The organism is Marinobacter sp. M5B (genome assembly GCF_042604615.1).
Lineage (GTDB): Bacteria > Pseudomonadota > Gammaproteobacteria > Pseudomonadales > Oleiphilaceae > Marinobacter > Marinobacter salarius.
The window spans coordinates 322,291-340,095 of the sequence record NZ_CP156894.1; the positions used below are offsets into that span (position 1 = coordinate 322,291).

General features: G+C 57.2%; 20 protein-coding genes. 13 read left to right on the forward strand and 7 right to left on the reverse strand.

Annotated features, from left to right (window positions below):
* Nucleotides 1–3 precede the first annotated feature (3 nt).
* The 12 genes from AAGD24_RS01445 to AAGD24_RS01500 all read left to right on the forward strand — a co-directional run bounded on the left by AAGD24_RS01445 (nt 4) and on the right by AAGD24_RS01500 (nt 10,221).
* A complete protein-coding gene (locus AAGD24_RS01445; protein ID WP_379866296.1) occupies nt 4–1,464 on the forward strand; it encodes a 2-hydroxymuconic semialdehyde dehydrogenase in 1,461 nt (486 codons plus the stop codon).
* A 7-nt stretch (nt 1,465–1,471) separates the two neighbouring features.
* Nucleotides 1,472–2,332 (forward strand): alpha/beta fold hydrolase, encoded by an 861-nt coding sequence (locus AAGD24_RS01450; protein ID WP_379866298.1) that lies wholly within the window; start codon nt 1,472–1,474, stop codon nt 2,330–2,332.
* Nucleotides 2,332–3,117, forward strand: coding sequence for a 2-oxopent-4-enoate hydratase (gene dmpE, locus AAGD24_RS01455; RefSeq protein ID WP_336146330.1), 786 nt, complete (start codon nt 2,332–2,334; stop codon nt 3,115–3,117). Before AAGD24_RS01450 ends, dmpE begins: the two co-directional genes overlap by 1 nt.
* A 23-nt stretch (nt 3,118–3,140) precedes the next feature.
* Nucleotides 3,141–4,076, forward strand: coding sequence for an acetaldehyde dehydrogenase (acetylating) (locus AAGD24_RS01460; RefSeq protein ID WP_379866300.1), 936 nt, complete (start codon nt 3,141–3,143; stop codon nt 4,074–4,076).
* Nucleotides 4,077–4,088: 12 nt separating this feature from the next.
* Nucleotides 4,089–5,126, forward strand: coding sequence for a 4-hydroxy-2-oxovalerate aldolase (gene dmpG, locus AAGD24_RS01465; protein WP_136633700.1), 1,038 nt, complete (start codon nt 4,089–4,091; stop codon nt 5,124–5,126).
* Nucleotides 5,123–5,917: a 2-oxo-3-hexenedioate decarboxylase gene (dmpH, locus tag AAGD24_RS01470; RefSeq protein ID WP_136633699.1), complete on the forward strand. Its 795-nt coding sequence runs from the start codon at nt 5,123–5,125 to the stop codon at nt 5,915–5,917. Before dmpG ends, dmpH begins: the two co-directional genes overlap by 4 nt.
* Nucleotides 5,918–5,950: 33 nt before the next feature.
* Nucleotides 5,951–6,544, forward strand: a complete 594-nt coding sequence (locus AAGD24_RS01475) for a 2-hydroxychromene-2-carboxylate isomerase (RefSeq protein ID WP_228210238.1) — start codon at nt 5,951–5,953, stop codon at nt 6,542–6,544.
* The gene (locus AAGD24_RS01480; RefSeq protein WP_228210239.1) at nt 6,541–7,176 is read left to right on the forward strand and encodes a glutathione S-transferase family protein; all 636 of its coding nucleotides are present in this window, start codon (nt 6,541–6,543) and stop codon (nt 7,174–7,176) included. Before AAGD24_RS01475 ends, AAGD24_RS01480 begins: the two co-directional genes overlap by 4 nt.
* Before the next feature lie 9 nt (nt 7,177–7,185).
* Nucleotides 7,186–7,377: a 2-hydroxymuconate tautomerase gene (locus AAGD24_RS01485; RefSeq protein WP_007152856.1), complete on the forward strand. Its 192-nt coding sequence runs from the start codon at nt 7,186–7,188 to the stop codon at nt 7,375–7,377.
* A 38-nt stretch (nt 7,378–7,415) separates the two neighbouring features.
* Complete coding sequence (locus tag AAGD24_RS01490) at nt 7,416–8,114, forward strand: hypothetical protein (protein WP_228210240.1); 699 nt, start codon at nt 7,416–7,418, stop codon at nt 8,112–8,114.
* 28 nt (nt 8,115–8,142) lie between these two features.
* On the forward strand, nt 8,143–9,087 hold the full coding sequence (locus AAGD24_RS01495; protein ID WP_228210241.1) for a ketopantoate reductase family protein: 945 nt from the start codon (nt 8,143–8,145) through the stop codon (nt 9,085–9,087).
* 177 nt (nt 9,088–9,264) lie between these two features.
* Nucleotides 9,265–10,221, forward strand: a complete 957-nt coding sequence (locus tag AAGD24_RS01500) for an AraC family transcriptional regulator (protein ID WP_199480274.1) — start codon at nt 9,265–9,267, stop codon at nt 10,219–10,221.
* Here AAGD24_RS01500 and AAGD24_RS01505 read toward each other — a convergent pair.
* The 4 genes from AAGD24_RS01505 to AAGD24_RS01520 form a co-directional block, all read right to left on the reverse strand.
* A complete protein-coding gene (locus AAGD24_RS01505; RefSeq protein WP_136633959.1) occupies nt 10,218–11,027 on the reverse strand; it encodes an IclR family transcriptional regulator in 810 nt (269 codons plus the stop codon). The genes AAGD24_RS01500 and AAGD24_RS01505 overlap by 4 nt on opposite strands.
* 120 nt (nt 11,028–11,147) lie before the next feature.
* Nucleotides 11,148–12,152 (reverse strand): porin, encoded by a 1,005-nt coding sequence (locus tag AAGD24_RS01510; protein ID WP_036202354.1) that lies wholly within the window; start codon nt 12,150–12,152, stop codon nt 11,148–11,150.
* Between the two features lie 120 nt (nt 12,153–12,272).
* Complete coding sequence (fghA, locus tag AAGD24_RS01515; RefSeq protein WP_085681855.1) at nt 12,273–13,112, reverse strand: S-formylglutathione hydrolase; 840 nt, start codon at nt 13,110–13,112, stop codon at nt 12,273–12,275.
* A 52-nt stretch (nt 13,113–13,164) separates the two neighbouring features.
* Complete coding sequence (locus AAGD24_RS01520) at nt 13,165–14,283, reverse strand: S-(hydroxymethyl)glutathione dehydrogenase/class III alcohol dehydrogenase (protein ID WP_227664798.1); 1,119 nt, start codon at nt 14,281–14,283, stop codon at nt 13,165–13,167.
* Nucleotides 14,284–14,448: 165 nt separating this feature from the next.
* Here AAGD24_RS01520 and AAGD24_RS01525 point away from each other — a divergent pair, with 165 nt between their 5' ends.
* Nucleotides 14,449–15,330 carry a LysR substrate-binding domain-containing protein gene (locus tag AAGD24_RS01525; RefSeq protein WP_075195477.1) on the forward strand — a complete coding sequence of 294 codons (882 nt, stop codon included), beginning with the start codon at nt 14,449–14,451 and terminating at the stop codon, nt 15,328–15,330.
* A 25-nt stretch (nt 15,331–15,355) separates the two neighbouring features.
* On the opposite strand, the gene AAGD24_RS01530 is transcribed toward AAGD24_RS01525, so the two are convergent.
* The 3 genes from AAGD24_RS01530 to AAGD24_RS01540 are packed head-to-tail and all read right to left on the reverse strand — an operon-like array spanning nt 15,356 to nt 17,792.
* Nucleotides 15,356–16,069 (reverse strand): ABC transporter ATP-binding protein, encoded by a 714-nt coding sequence (locus AAGD24_RS01530; RefSeq protein ID WP_075195476.1) that lies wholly within the window; start codon nt 16,067–16,069, stop codon nt 15,356–15,358.
* Complete coding sequence (locus AAGD24_RS01535) at nt 16,066–16,833, reverse strand: ABC transporter ATP-binding protein (protein ID WP_136633957.1); 768 nt, start codon at nt 16,831–16,833, stop codon at nt 16,066–16,068. Before AAGD24_RS01535 ends, AAGD24_RS01530 begins: the two co-directional genes overlap by 4 nt.
* 2 nt (nt 16,834–16,835) lie before the next feature.
* A complete protein-coding gene (locus tag AAGD24_RS01540; protein ID WP_075195474.1) occupies nt 16,836–17,792 on the reverse strand; it encodes a branched-chain amino acid ABC transporter permease in 957 nt (318 codons plus the stop codon).
* Nucleotides 17,793–17,805 lie beyond the last annotated feature (13 nt).

Consider the following 17,805-nt stretch of genomic DNA (forward strand, 5'->3'; position numbering starts at 1 on the left):
GCAATGAAAGACATAAAACACTACATCAACGGACAGTACATTGGTTCGGCCAGCGGTAAGCTTTTTGACAACGTCAACCCAGCCAACGGCCAGGTGATCAGTAAGGTTCACGAAGCCGGCCGGGAGGAGGTGGATGCTGCCGTCAAGGCCGCGAAATCGGCCCTGGGTGGCCCTTGGGGCAAGATGACGCTGGAGGAACGCACGGGCATCCTGCACAAGGTGGCCGACGGCATCAACGCACGGTTTGACGAGTTCCTGGAAGCGGAATGCCTGGATACCGGCAAGCCCAGATCCCTGGCGAGCCACATCGACATCCCCCGGGGCGCAGCCAACTTCAAAGTGTTTGCGGACATGATCAAGAACGTGCCCACGGAATCCTTCGAAATGCCCACGCCGGACGGCACCGGCGCGCTGAACTACGCCGTACGCCGCCCCAAGGGCGTGATCGGGGTGATCAGCCCCTGGAACCTGCCATTGCTGCTGATGACTTGGAAAGTCGGGCCTGCTCTGGCCTGTGGCAACACCGTGGTGGTCAAGCCCTCCGAGGAAACCCCCACCACCACCGCCCTGCTGGGCGAAGTGATGAAAGACTCTGGCGTACCGGACGGGGTGTTCAACGTGGTTCACGGCTTCGGTGGGGATTCCGCCGGGGCTTTCCTCACCGAGCATCCGTTGGTGGATGGTTTCACCTTTACCGGCGAGACCGGCACCGGCGAAGTCATCATGAAGGCTGCCGCCAAGGGCATCCGGGATATCTCCCTGGAGCTGGGTGGCAAGAACGCCGGCCTGGTGTTCGCCGACTGCGATATGGACAAGGCCATCGAGGGCACCATGCGCTCAGCCTTCGCCAACTGTGGCCAGGTTTGCCTGGGCACCGAGCGGGTTTACGTCGAGCGTTCCATCTTCGACGAGTTCGTTGGCCGACTGAAAGAAGCCGCAGAAGGCATGAAGATTGGTCCGCCGGATGATGCCGAGGCGGATATGGGGCCACTGGTCAGCCTCAAACACCGGGAAAAGGTTCTGTCCTATTACCAGAAAGCCGTTGATGACGGTGCCACGGTAGTGACCGGTGGTGGCGTTCCCGGTATGCCGGAGGAGCTGGTCGGTGGTGCCTGGGTTCAGCCCACCATCTGGACCGGTTTGCCGGAAAGTTCGACGGTGATTACCGATGAAATCTTCGGCCCCTGTGTCCACCTGTGCCCGTTCGACACCGAAGAGGAAGCTATCGAACTGGCCAACAGCCTTCCTTACGGACTGGCATCAGCAATCTGGAGCGAGAACATTACCCGCGCTCACCGAGTCGCAGGCCAGATCGAAGCCGGCATCATCTGGGTCAACAGCTGGTTCCTGCGGGATCTGCGCACACCCTTCGGCGGCAGCAAACAGTCCGGCATAGGCCGCGAGGGTGGTGTGCACTCCCTGGAGTTCTACACCGAGATGAAAAACATCTGTGTGAAATTGTGAGTTGACCATGACTGCACCTGAAAACAGCCCGGAAATCGGGCGTGATATAACCGCCGCCAGCTACCGCACCAATGTCCATGACCATGGCAAGGGCAGTGTTCCGGTAATGATGATCCACGGCTCCGGCCCCGGCGTGACCGCCTGGGCCAACTGGCGCCTGGTGATTCCGGAGCTGGCGAAGAACCGCCGTGTGGTGGCCCCGGATATGCTCGGCTTCGGATATACCCAGCGTCCGGAAGACAACACCTACAGCCGGGAACGCTGGGTCTCCCATGCCATCGGCGTTATGGATGCACTGGATCTGCAACAGGTGGATTTGGTCGGCAACTCCTTCGGTGGCGGCCTGGCCCTGGCACTGGCGATCGAGTACCCGGAGAGGGTTCGTCGCCTGGTGCTGATGGGCTCTGTCGGTGTCAGCTTTCCAATCACTGAGGGCCTGGATGATGTTTGGGGCTATCAGCCTTCCCTTGAAAACATGCGCCGCCTGATGGATGTGTTTGCCTTTAACAAAGGCCTGCTCACCGACGAACTGGCGGAGATGCGCTATCAGGCCAGCATCCGCCCCGGTTTCCAGGAATCCTTTGCCGCCATGTTCCCGGCACCGCGTCAGCGTTGGGTCGACAACCTGGCCAGCGAGGAGAAGCACATCCGGGCGCTGCCCCACGAAACCCTGGTTCTTCATGGCCGCGAGGATGAGGTGATACCGCTTGCTGCCTCACTGAAACTGGCGGAACTGATCGACCGAGCCCAGTTGCATGTGTTTGGCCGTTGCGGCCACTGGACCCAGATTGAACATGCCAACCGGTTTGCCCGGCTGGTGAACGATTTCCTGACCGAGGCCGATCAAGAGGCTTCAGGAGCAGAATAATGGAACAGAAACGTATACAGGCGCTGGGTGACGAGCTTTACCAGGCCATGCTGAGCCGGGAAGCAGTTGCACCGCTGACCGGCCGTGGCGAAGACATCACCATTGACGATGCCTACCACATTTCCCTGCGCATGCTTGAACGCCGCCTGGCGGATGGCGCCTCGATTATCGGCAAGAAGATCGGCGTGACCAGCAAGGCGGTTCAGAACATGCTCAATGTTCACCAGCCGGATTTCGGCTATCTGACCGACGACATGGTGTTCAACAGTGGCGAAGTCGTGCCCATCAGCGACCGGCTGATCGCACCCCGCGCCGAGGGCGAAATTGCCTTCATCCTGAAGAAAGACCTGAGCGGCCCCGGGATTACCAATGCCGACGTACTCGCAGCCACAGAGTGTGTGATGCCCTGTTTCGAGATTGTCGATTCCCGCATCCAGGACTGGAAGATCGCCATCCAGGACACCGTGGCGGATAACGCGTCCTGTGGTCTGTTTGTGTTGGGCGATCAGGCGGTTTCTCCCCGCAAGGTGGACCTGGTGACCTGCGGCATGGTGGTGGAAAAGAACGGCAGCGTGCTGAGCGCCGGAGCCGGTGCTGCGGCCTTGGGTTCCCCGGTGAACTGCGTGACCTGGCTGGCTAACACCCTGGGCGAGTTCGGCATCACCCTGAAAGCCGGTGAGGTCATCCTGTCCGGTTCCCTGGTACCGCTTGAGCCGGTCAAGGCCGGTGATTACATGCGCGTGGACATCGGTGGTATCGGCAGTGCTTCCGTGCGCTTCGCCTGATCCGGATTGAAGAGGACAACATCATGAGCAACAAAATCAAAGCTGCGATCATCGGTTCGGGCAACATCGGCACCGACCTGATGATTAAGATCCTGCGCACCGCCGAACACATCGAGATGGGGGTGATGGTGGGGATTGATCCCGAATCGGATGGTTTAGCCCGTGCCAAACGCATGGGCGTGGCCACCACCGCCGAAGGTGTGGAAGGTCTGGTGCAAATGCCCGAGTTTGCCGAAATTCAGGTGGTGTTCGACGCCACCTCCGCCGGCGCTCACGTTCACAATGACAAACTGCTGCGGGGGCACAAACCCGATATTCGCGTGGTCGACCTGACCCCGGCGGCCATCGGCCCCTACTGCGTGCCCGTGGTTAATTTGGAGGAACATCTGGCCGAGGGCAACGTCAACATGGTCACCTGCGGTGGCCAGGCCACCATTCCCATGGTCGCAGCGGTCTCCCGAGTCGCCAAGGCTCATTACGCGGAAATCGTGGCATCCATTTCCAGTAAATCCGCCGGCCCCGGCACCCGCGCCAACATCGACGAGTTCACCGAAACCACCTCCAAGGCCATCGAAGTGGTCGGTGGTGCCGGCAAGGGCAAGGCCATCATCATCCTCAACCCGGCCGAACCACCCCTGCTGATGCGGGACACCGTCTACGTGCTGTCCGAGGCCGCTGACGAGGCGGAAATCGAAGCCTCCGTGGAAGAAATGGTCCAGGCCGTCAACAGCTACGTGCCCGGCTATCGCCTCAAGCAGAAAGTGCAGTTTGATGTGATTCCTGAAGACCAGCCCATGAACGTCCCGGGCCTGGGTAAGTTCAGCGGCCTGAAGACCTCCATCTTCCTGGAAGTGGAGGGTGCTGCCCATTACCTGCCGGCCTACGCGGGCAACCTGGACATCATGACCTCCGCGGCTCTTGGTACTGCCGAGCGCATCGCCGAATCGCTGGTCAAGTGAGGAGACTGAACCATGACTTATAACCCCGGCAAGAAACTCTACATCTCCGACGTGACCCTGCGGGACGGCAGCCACGCCATTCGTCACCAGTACTCCATCAAGAACGTGCAGGACATTGCACGGGCCCTGGACAAGGCAAAAGTCGACAGTATTGAAGTAGCCCACGGCGACGGCCTGCAGGGCTCCAGCTTCAACTACGGCTTCGGCGCCCACACGGACCTGGAGTGGATCGAAGCGGTGGCGGACGTAGTCACCCACTCGAAAATTGCCACCCTGCTGCTGCCCGGCATCGGCACCGTCCACGACCTGGACAACGCCTACAGCGCCGGCGCAAGAATCGTCAGAGTGGCCACCCACTGCACCGAAGCGGATGTGTCGAAGCAGCACATCGAGCACGCCCGCAAACTGGGCATGGACACCGTCGGCTTTCTGATGATGAGCCACATGCAGACCCCGCAAGGATTGGCGGAACAGGCCAAGCTGATGGAAGACTACGGGGCTACCTGCCTCTATGTCGTCGACTCCGGCGGTGCCATGAACATGAACGACATCCGCGACCGCTTCCGGGCCCTGAAGGATGTTCTGAAACCCGAAACCCAGACCGGCATCCATGCCCACCACAACCTGGCCCTGGGTGTGGCCAACTCCATCGTGGCGGTCGAGGAAGGCTGTGACCGTGTCGATGCCAGCCTCGCCGGCATGGGCGCAGGCGCGGGTAACGCCCCGCTGGAAGTGTGCATCGCCGCCTTCGACAAGATGGGCTGGGAGCACGGCACCGATGTGTACGCCCTGATGGATGCCGCTGATGACATTGTACGCCCGCTGCAGGACCGTCCCGTCAGAGTTGACCGCGAAACCCTGGCCCTGGGCTACGCCGGAGTCTATTCCAGCTTCCTGCGCCATTCCGAAGTGGCGGCGCAGAAGTACGGACTGAAAACCGTGGACATTCTGGTGGAGCTGGGCAAACGCCGCATGGTGGGTGGCCAGGAAGACATGATCGTGGACGTGGCGCTGGATCTGCTGGCGGCACAAAAGGAGCAGAACACATGAGCAAGACACTGAGCCGTGAACAGGTGCTGGCCCTGGCCGAACACGTGGAAAACGCCGAGTTGCAGGCCCACGACATCACCAAGGTCACCAATGACTACCCGGACATGACCTTCGAGGATGCCTACGACGTGCAGTGGGAAATACGCAGCCGCAAGGAAGAGCGTGGCAACAAGATCGTTGGCATGAAAATGGGCCTCACCTCCTGGGCAAAGATGGCCCAGATGGGTGTGGAGACTCCGATCTATGGCTTCCTGGCAGACTATTTCAGTGTGCCGGACGGCGGCGTGGTCAACACCAAGGAATTGATCCATCCGAAAATCGAAGCCGAGATTGCCTTCGTCACCAAGGCACCCCTGAAAGGCCCCGGCTGCCATATCGGCCAAGTGCTGGCGGCGACGGACTTTGTGATTCCCGCCGTGGAAGTTATTGACTCCCGCTATGAGAACTTCAAGTTCGACCTGGTGAGTGTCGTGGCGGATAACGCCTCATCAACCCGGTTTATCACTGGCGGCCAGATGGCCGATGTGGCGGATGTGGATTTGAAAACCCTGGGCGTGGTGGTCGAGAAGAACGGTGAAGTTGTCGATGTAGGCGCGGGTGCCGCCGTGCTCGGCCATCCGGCCTCCAGCGTGGCGATGCTGGCGAATCTGCTGGCAGAGCGGGGTGAGCACATTCCCGCGGGCACCTTCATCATGACCGGTGGCATAACCGCTGCCATCACCGTGGAGCCTGGGGATAATATCACCGTGCGTTATCAGGGGCTGGGGACCGTAACCGGAAGGTTTATCTAAGCCTCAAAGACACTGCCAACGGAGCAGGGAATTATGAGCGATACCATTGATCTACGTTTATATTTCAACTTTCGCAGCCCGTACTGCTATCTGGCCAGCGAGCGCATGTTCGAGCTGTTTGACCAGTACCAAGTCAATCTGCTCTGGAGGCCTTTGGGGGGATGGCGCGGTCGCTCGGATCCGGACCGTGCGAAGGTCAAGATGCCTATCGCAAGGCAGGACGTGGCACGCTGGGCACGTCGATTTGGCATGCCTCTGACTCCACCTCCGAAGAGTACGGATCCTACCCGTGCCGGGGCTGGCTCACTGTTGGCGGAGAAGGAAGGACTGCTCAAACCCTACGTGGTGGCAGTGATGCGCGCCGAATGGGCGGACGGCCTGGACATAGGGGATGCAGCGGTCCTTTCCTCAGTTGCCGAAAGCGTTGGACTGAACAGAGAGGCGTTCGCCAGGGCGGTCGATGATCCCGAACTCCATGCCCAACTTGACCGGAACTGGCAGGAAGCACAGGAAAAAGGTGCCCTGGGTGTTCCCACGTTTGTTATCGGCGACCAGATTTTCTGGGGTCAGGACAGGCTGGATTTTGTGGGGGAGCACCTGAGGGATTTGGGAGCGGCACGCCAATGAGCAGGATACGACTGATTGATAAGCCTGAATGTCCGTTTTGCTGGCGAGTCCGAATTGCCGCAGCTATGCAGGGGCGGGTGATGCACAGTATGGACAGGTCAGATCCGGATGTTCTCGCCGAGTGGCAGCGATTATCGCCGAGTCAAACGGTGCCGGTGTTGATTGAGGATGACCTGGTACTGACGGACTCTGGCCCGATGCTTGAGTACCTGGCCGAAACCGGGCCGGCCTTGCTGCCGGATTCTCCACGCCGAAGGGCGGAAGCACGAAGCTGGGTCGTGTACGGGGATAGAATTTTGGGGCAATCCCTGCGGGAAGTGGTCTTTGAGAAACGCGATAAACCGGAGAACGAATGGGATCAAGACAGGATTCGTAAGGGTACACACGGATTTCTGGGCGGGCTAGCCGCACTCGAGATGGCGTTGCAAGACGAAAGCTTCCTTCTCGGGAACCAGCCAACCCTGGCCGAGTGCGCCTTGTTTCCAAGGTTTGCTCTGGCCCTGCTCTACGGCGTGGATATCCCTGCCGATTTTCCCCGAACTCGCCAATGGTTTGGTCGCCTGGCCACCTACCCGGCCTTCTTGTCGTCGAGCCCGGAGCGTGTCAGGAACGTTCTTGTTGATTTTGCGTGAGGAACCGTCATGCCAATAGCCCAACTGTATATCCTTGAAGGTCGCACGGACGAACAGAAAGAGCGCCTTATTCGTGAGGTGTCGGAAGCCATGTCACGCTCAATTGATTCGCCGATTGAACGCGTACGGGTAATCATTACCGAAATGCCTAAAAGCCATTTCGGGATAGCAGGGGAGCCGGCCAGTAAAGTCCGTCCTTAAAGTTGTCTTCAAACCAACGTGTCTTGCGGGTGAGTAATGTGACCAAGCTGCCTGTGCTGTATTTGTCCTGTGAAACCGAAGCGCTGATAGGGCCCAAAGGGCAGGCAAGCCTGCGCCGCTTGATACGGCCGGATCTCGTGATTGCCAACGTAGCATTTATTACCTCGGCAAAAGGGGGCGTACAGCCGGAAATTTTTTACCAGTGTGGCGAGGGAGTTCTTGCCAGGCGTCTGCAGTCTGAAATGGCGGAACGGGGGTTTGATGCCGCCGTTCGCGGATCTCGGGAACAGGGTTTGAAGGAATTGGCTGAGAGCATGACGCACCTCGCGCCTGATGAGGTGATTGAATTGAAGCTCAACACGGGCATGACCAGTGAACACTACAGGGCCATTGGTCATTGCCTGGAAGCCTTGAGAAACCAGGGCGTGTTGCTGATATGTCTGGACCGGCTGGAAAACGTCGGCAACAATGTGGATCATCCTCAGCCAATTGACAGTTATATCCGTAACCTGATTCGTCAGTGGGAAGATGAACACCGATGGGCAAAAGCCATGTCGAAATCTGACCTTGGTGCCTCTAATTCCAGTCCGGGAGCCAAAGCCCCCGTTGCCGACCCGACGTTATGTGTGCTCAATACCGCCTTCAGTCTGGGTGGAATGCAGGCACCTCAGCGCCTGTTTGGCTTTTCGCTGAACGAGACCAGTCAATCCCTCGCAGGTTATGGATGGATGCAATAATCTGTTGGAAATACAGAAGGTTCCATAAATGCTGAAACTATTGATGGTTGGGGCCGGTGGTATTGGAGGTTACTATGCTGCCAGGCTTCTGGAGTCGGGGCACCGGGTGATACTCACTGCTCGAGGGGACCATCTGCATGCCCTTGCCAGCCATGGCCTGAAAGTTTACTACGAGGGGCGGGAGCTGATTCATCGTCCAGAGGCGCTCAGCCACCAGCAACTGGCGGCCGGATTCCACCCTGACGACTTTGACGTAATCATCATTGCCCTGAAGTCGACAGCCACCGTATTGGTTACGAAAGAGCTCGGAACCTGGCTCAGACAGGGCCGGGTTCCCGTGTTGTCCTTACAGAATGGCGTTGACAATGAGCCGTTGCTGGCCGATGTCATAGGTACGGAGCGAATAATTGGCGGGCTTGCGGTGCGGATCGGTGGGCATATTGCCCGGCCAGGGGTTGTTGAAGCAGAAGGCGTTGCCGAGATCGTCATGGGCGAATGGCCTGCGGTGGGTAAACCCGGAAGCGCGCGCTCGTTGCTGCTGAAGAAACTCGCGGCGGTATTCGATGACTCGGGTATTCCCACCACGCTTTCCGACAACATTCGCTACGAGCTATGGCGTAAGCTGGTGATCAACAATGGTGTAAACCCGCTCTCGGCACTGACAGGACTAGACACCCGCAGCCTTACTCATCATCCTGAGCTCAGCAGGATTGTGTATGGCATGATGGCGGAAACCGTTGAAGCATCAAGGGCCGATGATGTGAATCTCACTCAGAAAGACCTCCACGAAATGTTCGAGCTGATCAGTTCCTTCAATGCGATCAAAACGTCCATGCTGATAGACAGAGAGAAGGGGCGCCCCCTTGAGTTGGACAGTATTGCCGGTGCTGTACTCAAACGTTGCACCAGTCTTGGCATCGATTCCCCATACACCTCGACCATCGCCACTTTGTTGAAGCAACAGGCCTCCTGACCTTCCTGAAGTGAGTTGGCGCACTTGCCGCTCTCGTATACCCCGTTGTATCTCATGTTCGCGTTCTTCTTTGATGACCTGACGTATGCTGTTTAGGTGGTGCCATCATTGGTTGTTGATTGACCATCTAAATTTATATAAAGTGAACTCATTAACAATAAGTAAATGAGGCGAGAGATGTTTGGTCAATCACTTGCGGGCGCTACCGTCCTTCAGGGGGCACATCCGGAAGAGGTGTCTTCGTTCGTTAATCAGCATATCGGGCAGCATCGCCTGGAAATGCTGGGAGAGCAGAAACGGAAGTCCAGTCTCAGCTTCAGGGAATTTGCCGGGTTTGGGATGTCCCAGCTCAGCTACGGTAACCATGTACGGGTAAAAAGCCCCGAACTTGAGTCCATCTACCACTTTCAGGTGGTCACCCGGGGTGAGTGTGTCTGGCATCAGGCGGGCGAGCGTATGAAGGTTCGCAGTGGTCAGGCGGTTATGGTGAACCCCTATGAAAAGATTGATCTGGAGTATTCGGATGATTGCGAAAAGCTGATCATCAAGGTTCCGGAGCATGTGCTCAATAATGCCCGTGAGTTGTCACACGGTCGGTTGCCGGAGGATGGCATTCGCTTTACTCGGGCGCCTGTGGAGCTACGGCTGTGTCCGGCACTGATCAATATCATGGAGGCCGTGCTCTCCGAGCTTGAAGATGCCGAAGACGAGGATATCAACCCGGTTTGCGGCGCCTATCGTGAAATCATCCTCAAGAAGCTGCTGAAGGTGTTTCCCAGCAACTGGTCATCTCAGGAAAAGGGGCCGGCCTGTACGCCTACCCTCGGTAAAATGCTCCGTTACATTGAACAGAACGTGCATCGCAACATTGATATTGAAGAGCTTTCCAGTGTCTCCAACATGAGTGTTCGATCCATCTACAATGCGTTTTCGAAGGCCTTCGCAACAACCCCGAAGTGTTACATCAAGCAGTTTAAACTTCAGAAGTTGCGGGAAGATCTCCTGCAGGGAAAATGCAGGAACGTCACCGAGATCGCGTTGGACTATGGCTTCAGCCACCTGGGCCGGTTTTCATCGGACTATCGAAAATCCTTTGGCGAATTGCCCTCCGAAACCATGCGAATGGCCGGTTAACCCCGGCCATTGCCTTCCCGCTGTTGCCCGCAGATCTGCCGTGTCACCCGGTCACTGCATTCCCGGACCTGTTCGAACAGGAATGAGCCTTCGCTGATGTCGGTGTCCCGATCAAGGCCCAACAGGGTGATGACGGTGACGATGCTGCCGTTGATGTCGAAGACCGGACGGCTCAGCACATTGATTTCGGGTAGATAGTCACTGAAAAACGCGCAGTAGTTATCCCGCTTGATAGTTTCCAGATGGGGTTGCAGTTCTTCCCGGGTAATGGGTTTGCCCCGATGTTTCGGGAGTGACTTGGAGCTCTTGTAATACTGGTCCACCAGTTCCTTTCGTCGTTTTGCCGGCAGGTGAGCCAGGTAAATCCTTCCTGACGCTGAATTCAGTGGCGACAGTTCGGCGCCCAGTCGGACGTTGACCGAGATCGGCTGGCTTGAATCCAGCCACTTGATGATCAGCGGGCCGTTCCCGTTCCAGACGGTGACCGACACGGTTTTGTCGGTTTCCTCGTTGAGCCGGTCAACGGCTTCATAGCTCAGTTGAATGGGATTGATGCGACGGAGCGCGGAAATGCCGAGGGTCAGGCTGGAGTTACCCAGGGTGTATTGGGTCTGGTTTACCTGATTGATGTAGCCCTCTCTCAGCAAACTGACGAGGTATTTGTGGGCACGACTGGGTGAGAGATCCAGGGCCCCCGACAGCTCTTTGAGGGTGGGTGGCCTGGAAGCCACGGAGATGTAGTTGAGGATATGCAATCCGATTTCCAGCGAACCGATTCCCTGCCGCTTTGGGCTTTCTTCTGCCATGGACGTTACCGTTTGCAATTGACTGGTGCTGCCTTGTACCAGCGGAAAACAGGTGCCCTGGAGACGGCGGGCACCTGTTTTGCGGGTTGTTGGCAAGGATACCAATTCTGAAGGTCCGGATCAGAATTTGTACTTGGCCATGACCTCAACCTGCTGGCCTTCCGGCAACAGTGGGCCGAAGGCGAGATTGTACTTTCGCCACTCTATCCCGGCTTCCAGATCCTGGGTGATGTTGTGGATCAGGTTAACGCGATGGGCTTCGTAGTTGGTGTCGGCGTCGTCATCCACTTCGACGGCTGTATAAGCGACGTTTGCCCGCCACTCGTTGTTGATGACGTAGCGAAAGCCAACGTCAAACCCTGCCTGGCTGACAGCGTCGTCGTTTTCGACATCCGGTGACGACAGGCTGTTGTTTACGCCAACACCGGTGAATGCACCAAGCCCTTCACCGTAGTGAGCATTCACGTTCAGGCTGTGAGGCCCGATCATGAACTTCGAGCCGATGGCGCCGCCACCCACGAAGTCGCCATTTTCAACTTCGCGACCTGATGCGGTGAGGATAACACGGTGACCACCGTCGAGACTCAGGTTGTAGTTAACCGCAAGATCAGGCGTGTCGGCGTCGTTGTTGACAGGGTCCTGTGCAGTAAAACGGAAGCCGGCAACCTCGTGACTAACCAGGTTAGTGCGGAAGTTGAACCCGCCCAGGGTGCCTCGCGGCCCGCCCAGGAAATCCAGGTAATCGTGATAGGCAACGGCCCAGAACTGGCCGGTCCAGGTCTGCCCCACGGTGGTCTGATCCACCTTGATGAACGCGTGGCGAAGCCGTAGGTCGTTATTCTCGCCAGGAAAGGTGCCGCCGTAAAAGTCGCCTTCCACAAAGCCGACAATCGTATGGCCTTCCTTCTGGGTGACTGTTTTAAGGTTAACGCGGGACTGGTTGGAACGGCCGAAGATGCGGGAATCCCCATCATCGACTTTTTCATAGATGGCTTCGGCTTTGAAATAGCCACCGATGCTGAATTTGGTGTCGTTGAACTCGCCGAGTTCGAGAGCGTGAACGGCGGGGGCCGCGCTGAGACCGGATGCAATAGCGAGCGCTAGTAATGAATGTCGATAGTTCATTTGCCTTCTCCTTGTTGTTTGGCATTTGAACTATCGGTTATTCAGGCGTGGGCAAATATCCGGTTAATGAACATCCCTATCCGTTTTTTGTACTTATCTCCGGCACGGTGCAGGGTTCCGTCACCGTTCCAGATGGCGTCCATGGAATCGCAGATGGTCCTCAATGAAGCTGGCAATGAAGTAGTAGCTGTGGTCGTAGCCCTCGCGCAGATTCAGTTCCAGCGGGTAACCGCTGATATGGGCTGACGCCTCAAGGGTTTCGGGGCGAAGCTGTTCGGCCAGGAAGTTGTCAGCGTCACCCTGATCCACCAGGGCCGGCACGAATTGCTGTGCCTTGCGCATTAACAGGCTGGCATCGTAGGCAGCCCAGCGCCCGGTATCGTTGCCGAGATAGGCGGCAAAGGCTTTTTTGCCCCACGGGCAACTGACCGGATTGCTGATCGGGCTGAAAGCAGACACCGACTGGTATGTCTGTGGATTGCGCAATGCCAGCACCAGGGCGCCATGCCCGCCCATGGAATGTCCCGCGACAGAGCGTTGGCCGGTCACTGGGAACACCGACTCCACCAGTGCCGGTAGTTCATTCAGCACGTAATCGTACATGCGGTAATGCGTGTTCCAGGGGCTCTCGGTAGCATTCACATAGAACCCCGCCCCCTGGCCAAGATCGTAACCGTCATCGTTGGCGACGTCGTCGCCTCTGGGACTTGTGTCCGGGGCCACAATGGCAATGCCCAGTTCGGCGGCCACCCGATGGGCGCCCGCTTTCTGCATGAAGTTTTCGTCGGTGCAGGTCAGGCCCGATAGCCAGTAAACGACGGGTACCTTTTGCCCACTAGCCACCTGTGGTGGCAGGTAAATCGCGAAACGCATGACACAACCAAGGGTGTCGGACTGATGGCTGTACTGCTTGTGCCAGCCACCGAAACTTTTGTTGCTGCTCAGGTTTTCGATGCTCATCAAGAACTCCGTGGGTGAGTCGCCTGCCATGGGTGGCAGGCGACCGCGCCGGTCACTTATCGAAATGGATCACGCTACGAATGCTCTTTCCTTCGTGCATCAGTTCGAACGCCTCATTGATGTCTTCAAGCCCCATGGTGTGGGTGATGAAATCGTTGAGTTTGAACTCGCCCTGCAGATACCGCTCGACAATTCCAGGAAGCTCGGAGCGGCCTTTGACGCCGCCGAACGCGGAGCCTTTCCAGACTCGACCGGTCACCAGTTGGAATGGGCGGGTGGAAATCTCCTGGCCAGCACCTGCGACACCGATGACGACGGATTCGCCCCAGCCCTTGTGGCAGCATTCCAGGGCAGAACGCATCACGTCGACGTTGCCAATGCACTCAAAGGAGTAGTCCACGCCGCCATCTGTCAGTTCGACAATGACTTCCTGAATGGGTTTGTCATAGGCTTTTGGGTTGATGCAATCGGTTGCACCAAGTTGCTTCGCGAGGTCGAACTTGCTCTCATTGATATCGACGGCAATGATGCGGCTGGCCTTGGCCATGGTAGCGCCAATAATGGCAGACAGGCCGATGCCGCCCAGACCGAAGATCGCCACGGTGGCACCTTCTTCCACCTTGGCAGTGTTCATGACGGCGCCCATGCCGGTGGTTACTCCGCAGCCCAGCAGGCACACTTCTTCCAGTGGCGCTTCTTTGTTCACTTTGGCCAGAGAGATTTCCGGCAGCACGGTGTACTCGGAGAAGGTGGAGCAGCCCATGTAGTGATAGATTGGCTGGCCATCCTTGTAGAAACGGCTGGTGCCATCGGGCATCAGGCCCTTGCCCTGGGTTTCCCGAATCTTCCCGCACAGGTTGGTTTTACCGGAGAGGCAGAATTTACATTCCCCACACTCTGGCGTGTACAGAGGAATAACGTGATCTCCAATCTCGACACTCGTGACACCTTCGCCGATGGCCTCAACGATGCCGCCGCCTTCATGGCCCAGAATCGCGGGGAAATTACCTTCGGGATCGTCTCCGGAAAGCGTAAACGCATCGGTGTGACAGACGCCGGTAGCGATCACTCGCACCAGAACTTCACCAGCTTTCGGCGGCATTACATCCACTTCTTCAATGGAGAGTGGTTGCCCCGGTCCCCAGGCAATGGCTGCTTTTGATTTGATCATATCGCTCATAATTCTCTCCGTTTGTGATGCATCTGTATTTGGACACTGCCCGAATGACCTGGTCATTATATTTGCTGCACAGATGTTGATAATGACCATATTCGTGAAATCACTTTTACTCATGTGTAATAATCAGAATTGCTGAAGCAAAAGTAGGGTGGTGACATGCAGCGCTGGGAAGGTGTAAACGAATTCGTGGCGGTGGCTGAAACGGAGAGCTTCACCCGGGCGGCAAAACGCCTGGACGTCTCGACCGCTCACGTCAGCCGACAGATCAGCGCGCTCGAAGACAGGTTATCCACCCGTCTGTTCTATCGAACGACCCGGCGCGTCTCCACTACCGAGGCCGGGCAGATCTACTATCAGCATTGTCGCCAGATACTGGACGCCCTTGAACAGGCGGAGCGCTCTATGACCAATATGCAGCTGGTGCCCCAGGGCCGGCTGCGACTGACGGCGCCGGTAACCTACGGAGAGAAGTCGATCGCACCGCTGGTCAACGATTTTGTACTGCGGTATCCCGAACTCGACGTTGAAATGAAACTGACCAATCAGCAACTGGACCTGGTGGCGGAAGGTTACGACCTTGCGGTACGGCTTGGTAAACTGGACGATTCGAGCCTGATGGCCAGGCGTCTTGCTTCCCGGACTCTGTATGTATGCGCCTCGCCAGCTTATCTCGCTGTCCATGGCACCCCGCACTCTCTGTCTGAGCTGGAACACCATAATTGCCTTCAGGGGAATCTGGGTTACTGGCGATTTCAGGATGCGGGTCATCCCCGCAATGTCCGGATTCGTGGAAATGTGCGTTGTGACAGCGGCAGAGCCTTGTTGGATGCAGCGCTGAAGGGGGTTGGTATTGTCCAGCTGCCGGATTATTACGTTGGGCCGGCACTCGACGCGGGTACACTGATACCTCTTCTGACTCATTACCAGGAAGACGATGACGGTATCTGGGCGGTGTATCCCCATAACCGTCACCTGTCGCCAAAGGTGAGAATGCTGCTGGACTACTTTGTGGATTCACTGGGCGTGCCAAACGCCTGATTGGGGCTAAGCCCAATCAGGGTATTCAGACACTGAGCGCGGTTTCGACCTTTTCCAGATTCTGGTCCAGCTCTTCGGAGCTGCCATCAAAGTGAACCTGTCCTTTCACCACCACCACATGACGGTCACAGAGCTTTTTCAGCGCCTTGATGTTCTTGTCCACGATCAGTGTGGAAATGCCCGACTCACGAATGGTGGCAATCACGTTCCAGATGTCCTGGCGGATCAGCGGCGCCAGACCTTCGGTCGCCTCGTCCAGAATCATCAGTCGGGGATTGGTGACCAACGCGCGACCGATCGCCAGCATCTGCTGCTCGCCCCCGGACAACTCCGTGCCCAGGTTTGACAGGCGCTCCTGAAGGCGCGGAAAGGTATCCATGACCCGATCGAAATTCCAGCCGGTGTTGCCGTTGCTGTCGGGGCGGGCGGCCATTTGCAGGTGTTCCTTCACCGTCAGATTGTGGAACATGCCCCGGCCTTCGGGAACATAGGCTATGTCGCGGCGCATCCGCTTCCAGGTCGGCAGGTTGCTGATGTCCTGTCCGTCGAAATACACATGACCGCTGCGGGGCGGCACGATGCCAAGAATGGACTTGAGCGTGGTGGTCTTGCCCATGCCATTACGCCCCATCAGGCTCATGGACTGCCCCTTATCCAGCCGGAACGACAGATCGTGAAGGATGTGGCTTCGACCATACAGGGTGTTGAGGTTTTTAACTTCCAGAAGACTGTTGCTCATGCCGCTTCCTCCTCGTCTTCCTTGCCCAGGTAGGCTTCTTTCACCCGGGGCTCGTTACGTACTTCATCCACGGTGCCGGTGATCAGATGGGTGCCGTTGTCCAGTACGGTCAGTTGGTCAGACAGCTCGAAGATGGCATCCATATCATGCTCTACCAGCACAATGCTGTAGGTCTGCTTGAGTTCGTTCAGCAGCGCGATAATGCGCTGGGATTCCTCGTGTCCCATGCCCGCCATAGGCTCATCCAGCAGCAGGATGCAGGGGTCGGTTGCCAGCACCATCGCCAACTCAAGCTGGCGTTGCTCACCGTAGGATATTTCCGCTGCGACGGTGTGGATGCGGCTTTCGAGCCCCACCTGGCACAGCGCTTTTTCAGCCGCTTCCCGAACCAGCTTGTTGGAATGACGCGACGCGAACAGATTGAAGCTGCCGGTGAAGCGGCGTTGAGCGGCCACGGCGCAGTTTTCCAGGCAGGTGACATCGGCGTAGATGTTGGTTTTCTGGAAGCTGCGGCCAATGCCCCGGCGCACAAATTTCCAGGGTTTCATACCCTCAATCTGATCGCCCTTGTGGAAAATACACCCGCTGGTCGGTGTCAGTGTGCCGCACAGCATATTCAGCAGCGTACTTTTGCCCGCGCCGTTGGGACCGACCACGCCGTGCAGTTGTCGGTCATGAAACTGCAGGGAAATGTCGTTGAGTGCCTTGATGCCGCCCCAGTGTTTGCTGAGGGATTCGGTTTCCAGAATGATGTCGTTGGCCATGATTATTTCTCCAGCAGCTTTTCAAGGTAACCGGCCAGGCCTTTGCGCAGCAGCAGGACCATCAGGATGATCGCGCCGCCCATGAACAGCATCCAGTCTTCGCTCATGTGCTCGAAGAAATACTGCAGACCTTCATAGGTAATAGTGCCGAGAATGGCGCCGTAGATGGTGCCCATACCACCGAGGATGGACATCACCAGGGCGGTACCGGACATTTCCCAGGTCATGAATTGCGGATTGACGTAGCCATACTGCAGGGCGAACAACAGTCCGGCGTAGGCCGCCAGGGTGCTGCCGATGATGTAGCTGATCAGGCGGAACGCGAAAATGTTATAGCCCAGGGCCTCGGTGCGTTCCGGATTCAGGCGGCTGGCTTCTACAATGCGGCCAAAGCGCGAACGCAGGATGATCTTGATGGCCAGCAGGGTGACCAACACCGCCAGCAGCGACAGGTAATAGAAGTGCGTGGGGTTGTCCAGGTTCAGGAAGTTCAGGCCAAAGATGCTGGTTTCCGGCTTCATGAAAATGAACAGACCGTCGTTACCCCCGAACTCCAGGGAGTCGAAGAAGAAGTAGTACACCATCTGCGATATCGCCAGGGTGATCATGATGAAATAGATGCCAGAGGTTCGCAGCACCACAACACCAACAACCAGAGCGACCACAGCGCTGATACCCATGATGTACAGGGCGTAGAGCCAGAAATTGACGGCTTCGTATTCCGGCGTAACGATCACGAACAGGTATCCACCCAAGCCGTAGAAGAGTGCGTGCCCCAAGGTCACCAGGCCAACACGCCCTACCAGAAAATCCAGTGACATCACGAACACCGCCAGGATCAGGATGGTGGTGGCTTTGCCGACGAAGAACGAATTGTCCTCAAGGAACAGAGGAATACAGAGGGCGATCACAAAGAAGATCGCCAGAAAGATGCGCTCGGTGCGTTTCTCGAAAATCATGTTCGGCTCCCGC

Bases quoted from the DNA above. Each gene is read 5' to 3' on its own strand.
- dmpE (WP_336146330.1), top strand. From the start codon at position 2,332: ATGGAACAGAAACGTATACAGGCGCTGGGTGACGAGCTTTACCAGGCC.
- AAGD24_RS01530 (WP_075195476.1), bottom strand. From the start codon at position 16,069: ATGAGCAACAGTCTTCTGGAAGTTAAAAACCTCAACACCCTGTATGGT.
- dmpH (WP_136633699.1), top strand. From the start codon at position 5,123: ATGAGCAAGACACTGAGCCGTGAACAGGTGCTGGCCCTGGCCGAACAC.
- AAGD24_RS01460 (WP_379866300.1), top strand. From the start codon at position 3,141: ATGAGCAACAAAATCAAAGCTGCGATCATCGGTTCGGGCAACATCGGC.
- AAGD24_RS01540 (WP_075195474.1), bottom strand. From the start codon at position 17,792: ATGATTTTCGAGAAACGCACCGAGCGCATCTTTCTGGCGATCTTCTTT.
- AAGD24_RS01510 (WP_036202354.1), bottom strand. From the start codon at position 12,152: ATGAACTATCGACATTCATTACTAGCGCTCGCTATTGCATCCGGTCTC.
- AAGD24_RS01495 (WP_228210241.1), top strand. From the start codon at position 8,143: ATGCTGAAACTATTGATGGTTGGGGCCGGTGGTATTGGAGGTTACTAT.
- AAGD24_RS01500 (WP_199480274.1), top strand. From the start codon at position 9,265: ATGTTTGGTCAATCACTTGCGGGCGCTACCGTCCTTCAGGGGGCACAT.
- AAGD24_RS01445 (WP_379866296.1), top strand. From the start codon at position 4: ATGAAAGACATAAAACACTACATCAACGGACAGTACATTGGTTCGGCC.
- AAGD24_RS01475 (WP_228210238.1), top strand. From the start codon at position 5,951: ATGAGCGATACCATTGATCTACGTTTATATTTCAACTTTCGCAGCCCG.
- AAGD24_RS01525 (WP_075195477.1), top strand. From the start codon at position 14,449: ATGCAGCGCTGGGAAGGTGTAAACGAATTCGTGGCGGTGGCTGAAACG.
- AAGD24_RS01535 (WP_136633957.1), bottom strand. From the start codon at position 16,833: ATGGCCAACGACATCATTCTGGAAACCGAATCCCTCAGCAAACACTGG.
- AAGD24_RS01485 (WP_007152856.1), top strand. From the start codon at position 7,186: ATGCCAATAGCCCAACTGTATATCCTTGAAGGTCGCACGGACGAACAG.
- AAGD24_RS01505 (WP_136633959.1), bottom strand. From the start codon at position 11,027: ATGGCAGAAGAAAGCCCAAAGCGGCAGGGAATCGGTTCGCTGGAAATC.
- AAGD24_RS01450 (WP_379866298.1), top strand. From the start codon at position 1,472: ATGACTGCACCTGAAAACAGCCCGGAAATCGGGCGTGATATAACCGCC.
- fghA (WP_085681855.1), bottom strand. From the start codon at position 13,112: ATGAGCATCGAAAACCTGAGCAGCAACAAAAGTTTCGGTGGCTGGCAC.
- dmpG (WP_136633700.1), top strand. From the start codon at position 4,089: ATGACTTATAACCCCGGCAAGAAACTCTACATCTCCGACGTGACCCTG.
- AAGD24_RS01480 (WP_228210239.1), top strand. From the start codon at position 6,541: ATGAGCAGGATACGACTGATTGATAAGCCTGAATGTCCGTTTTGCTGG.
- AAGD24_RS01520 (WP_227664798.1), bottom strand. From the start codon at position 14,283: ATGATCAAATCAAAAGCAGCCATTGCCTGGGGACCGGGGCAACCACTC.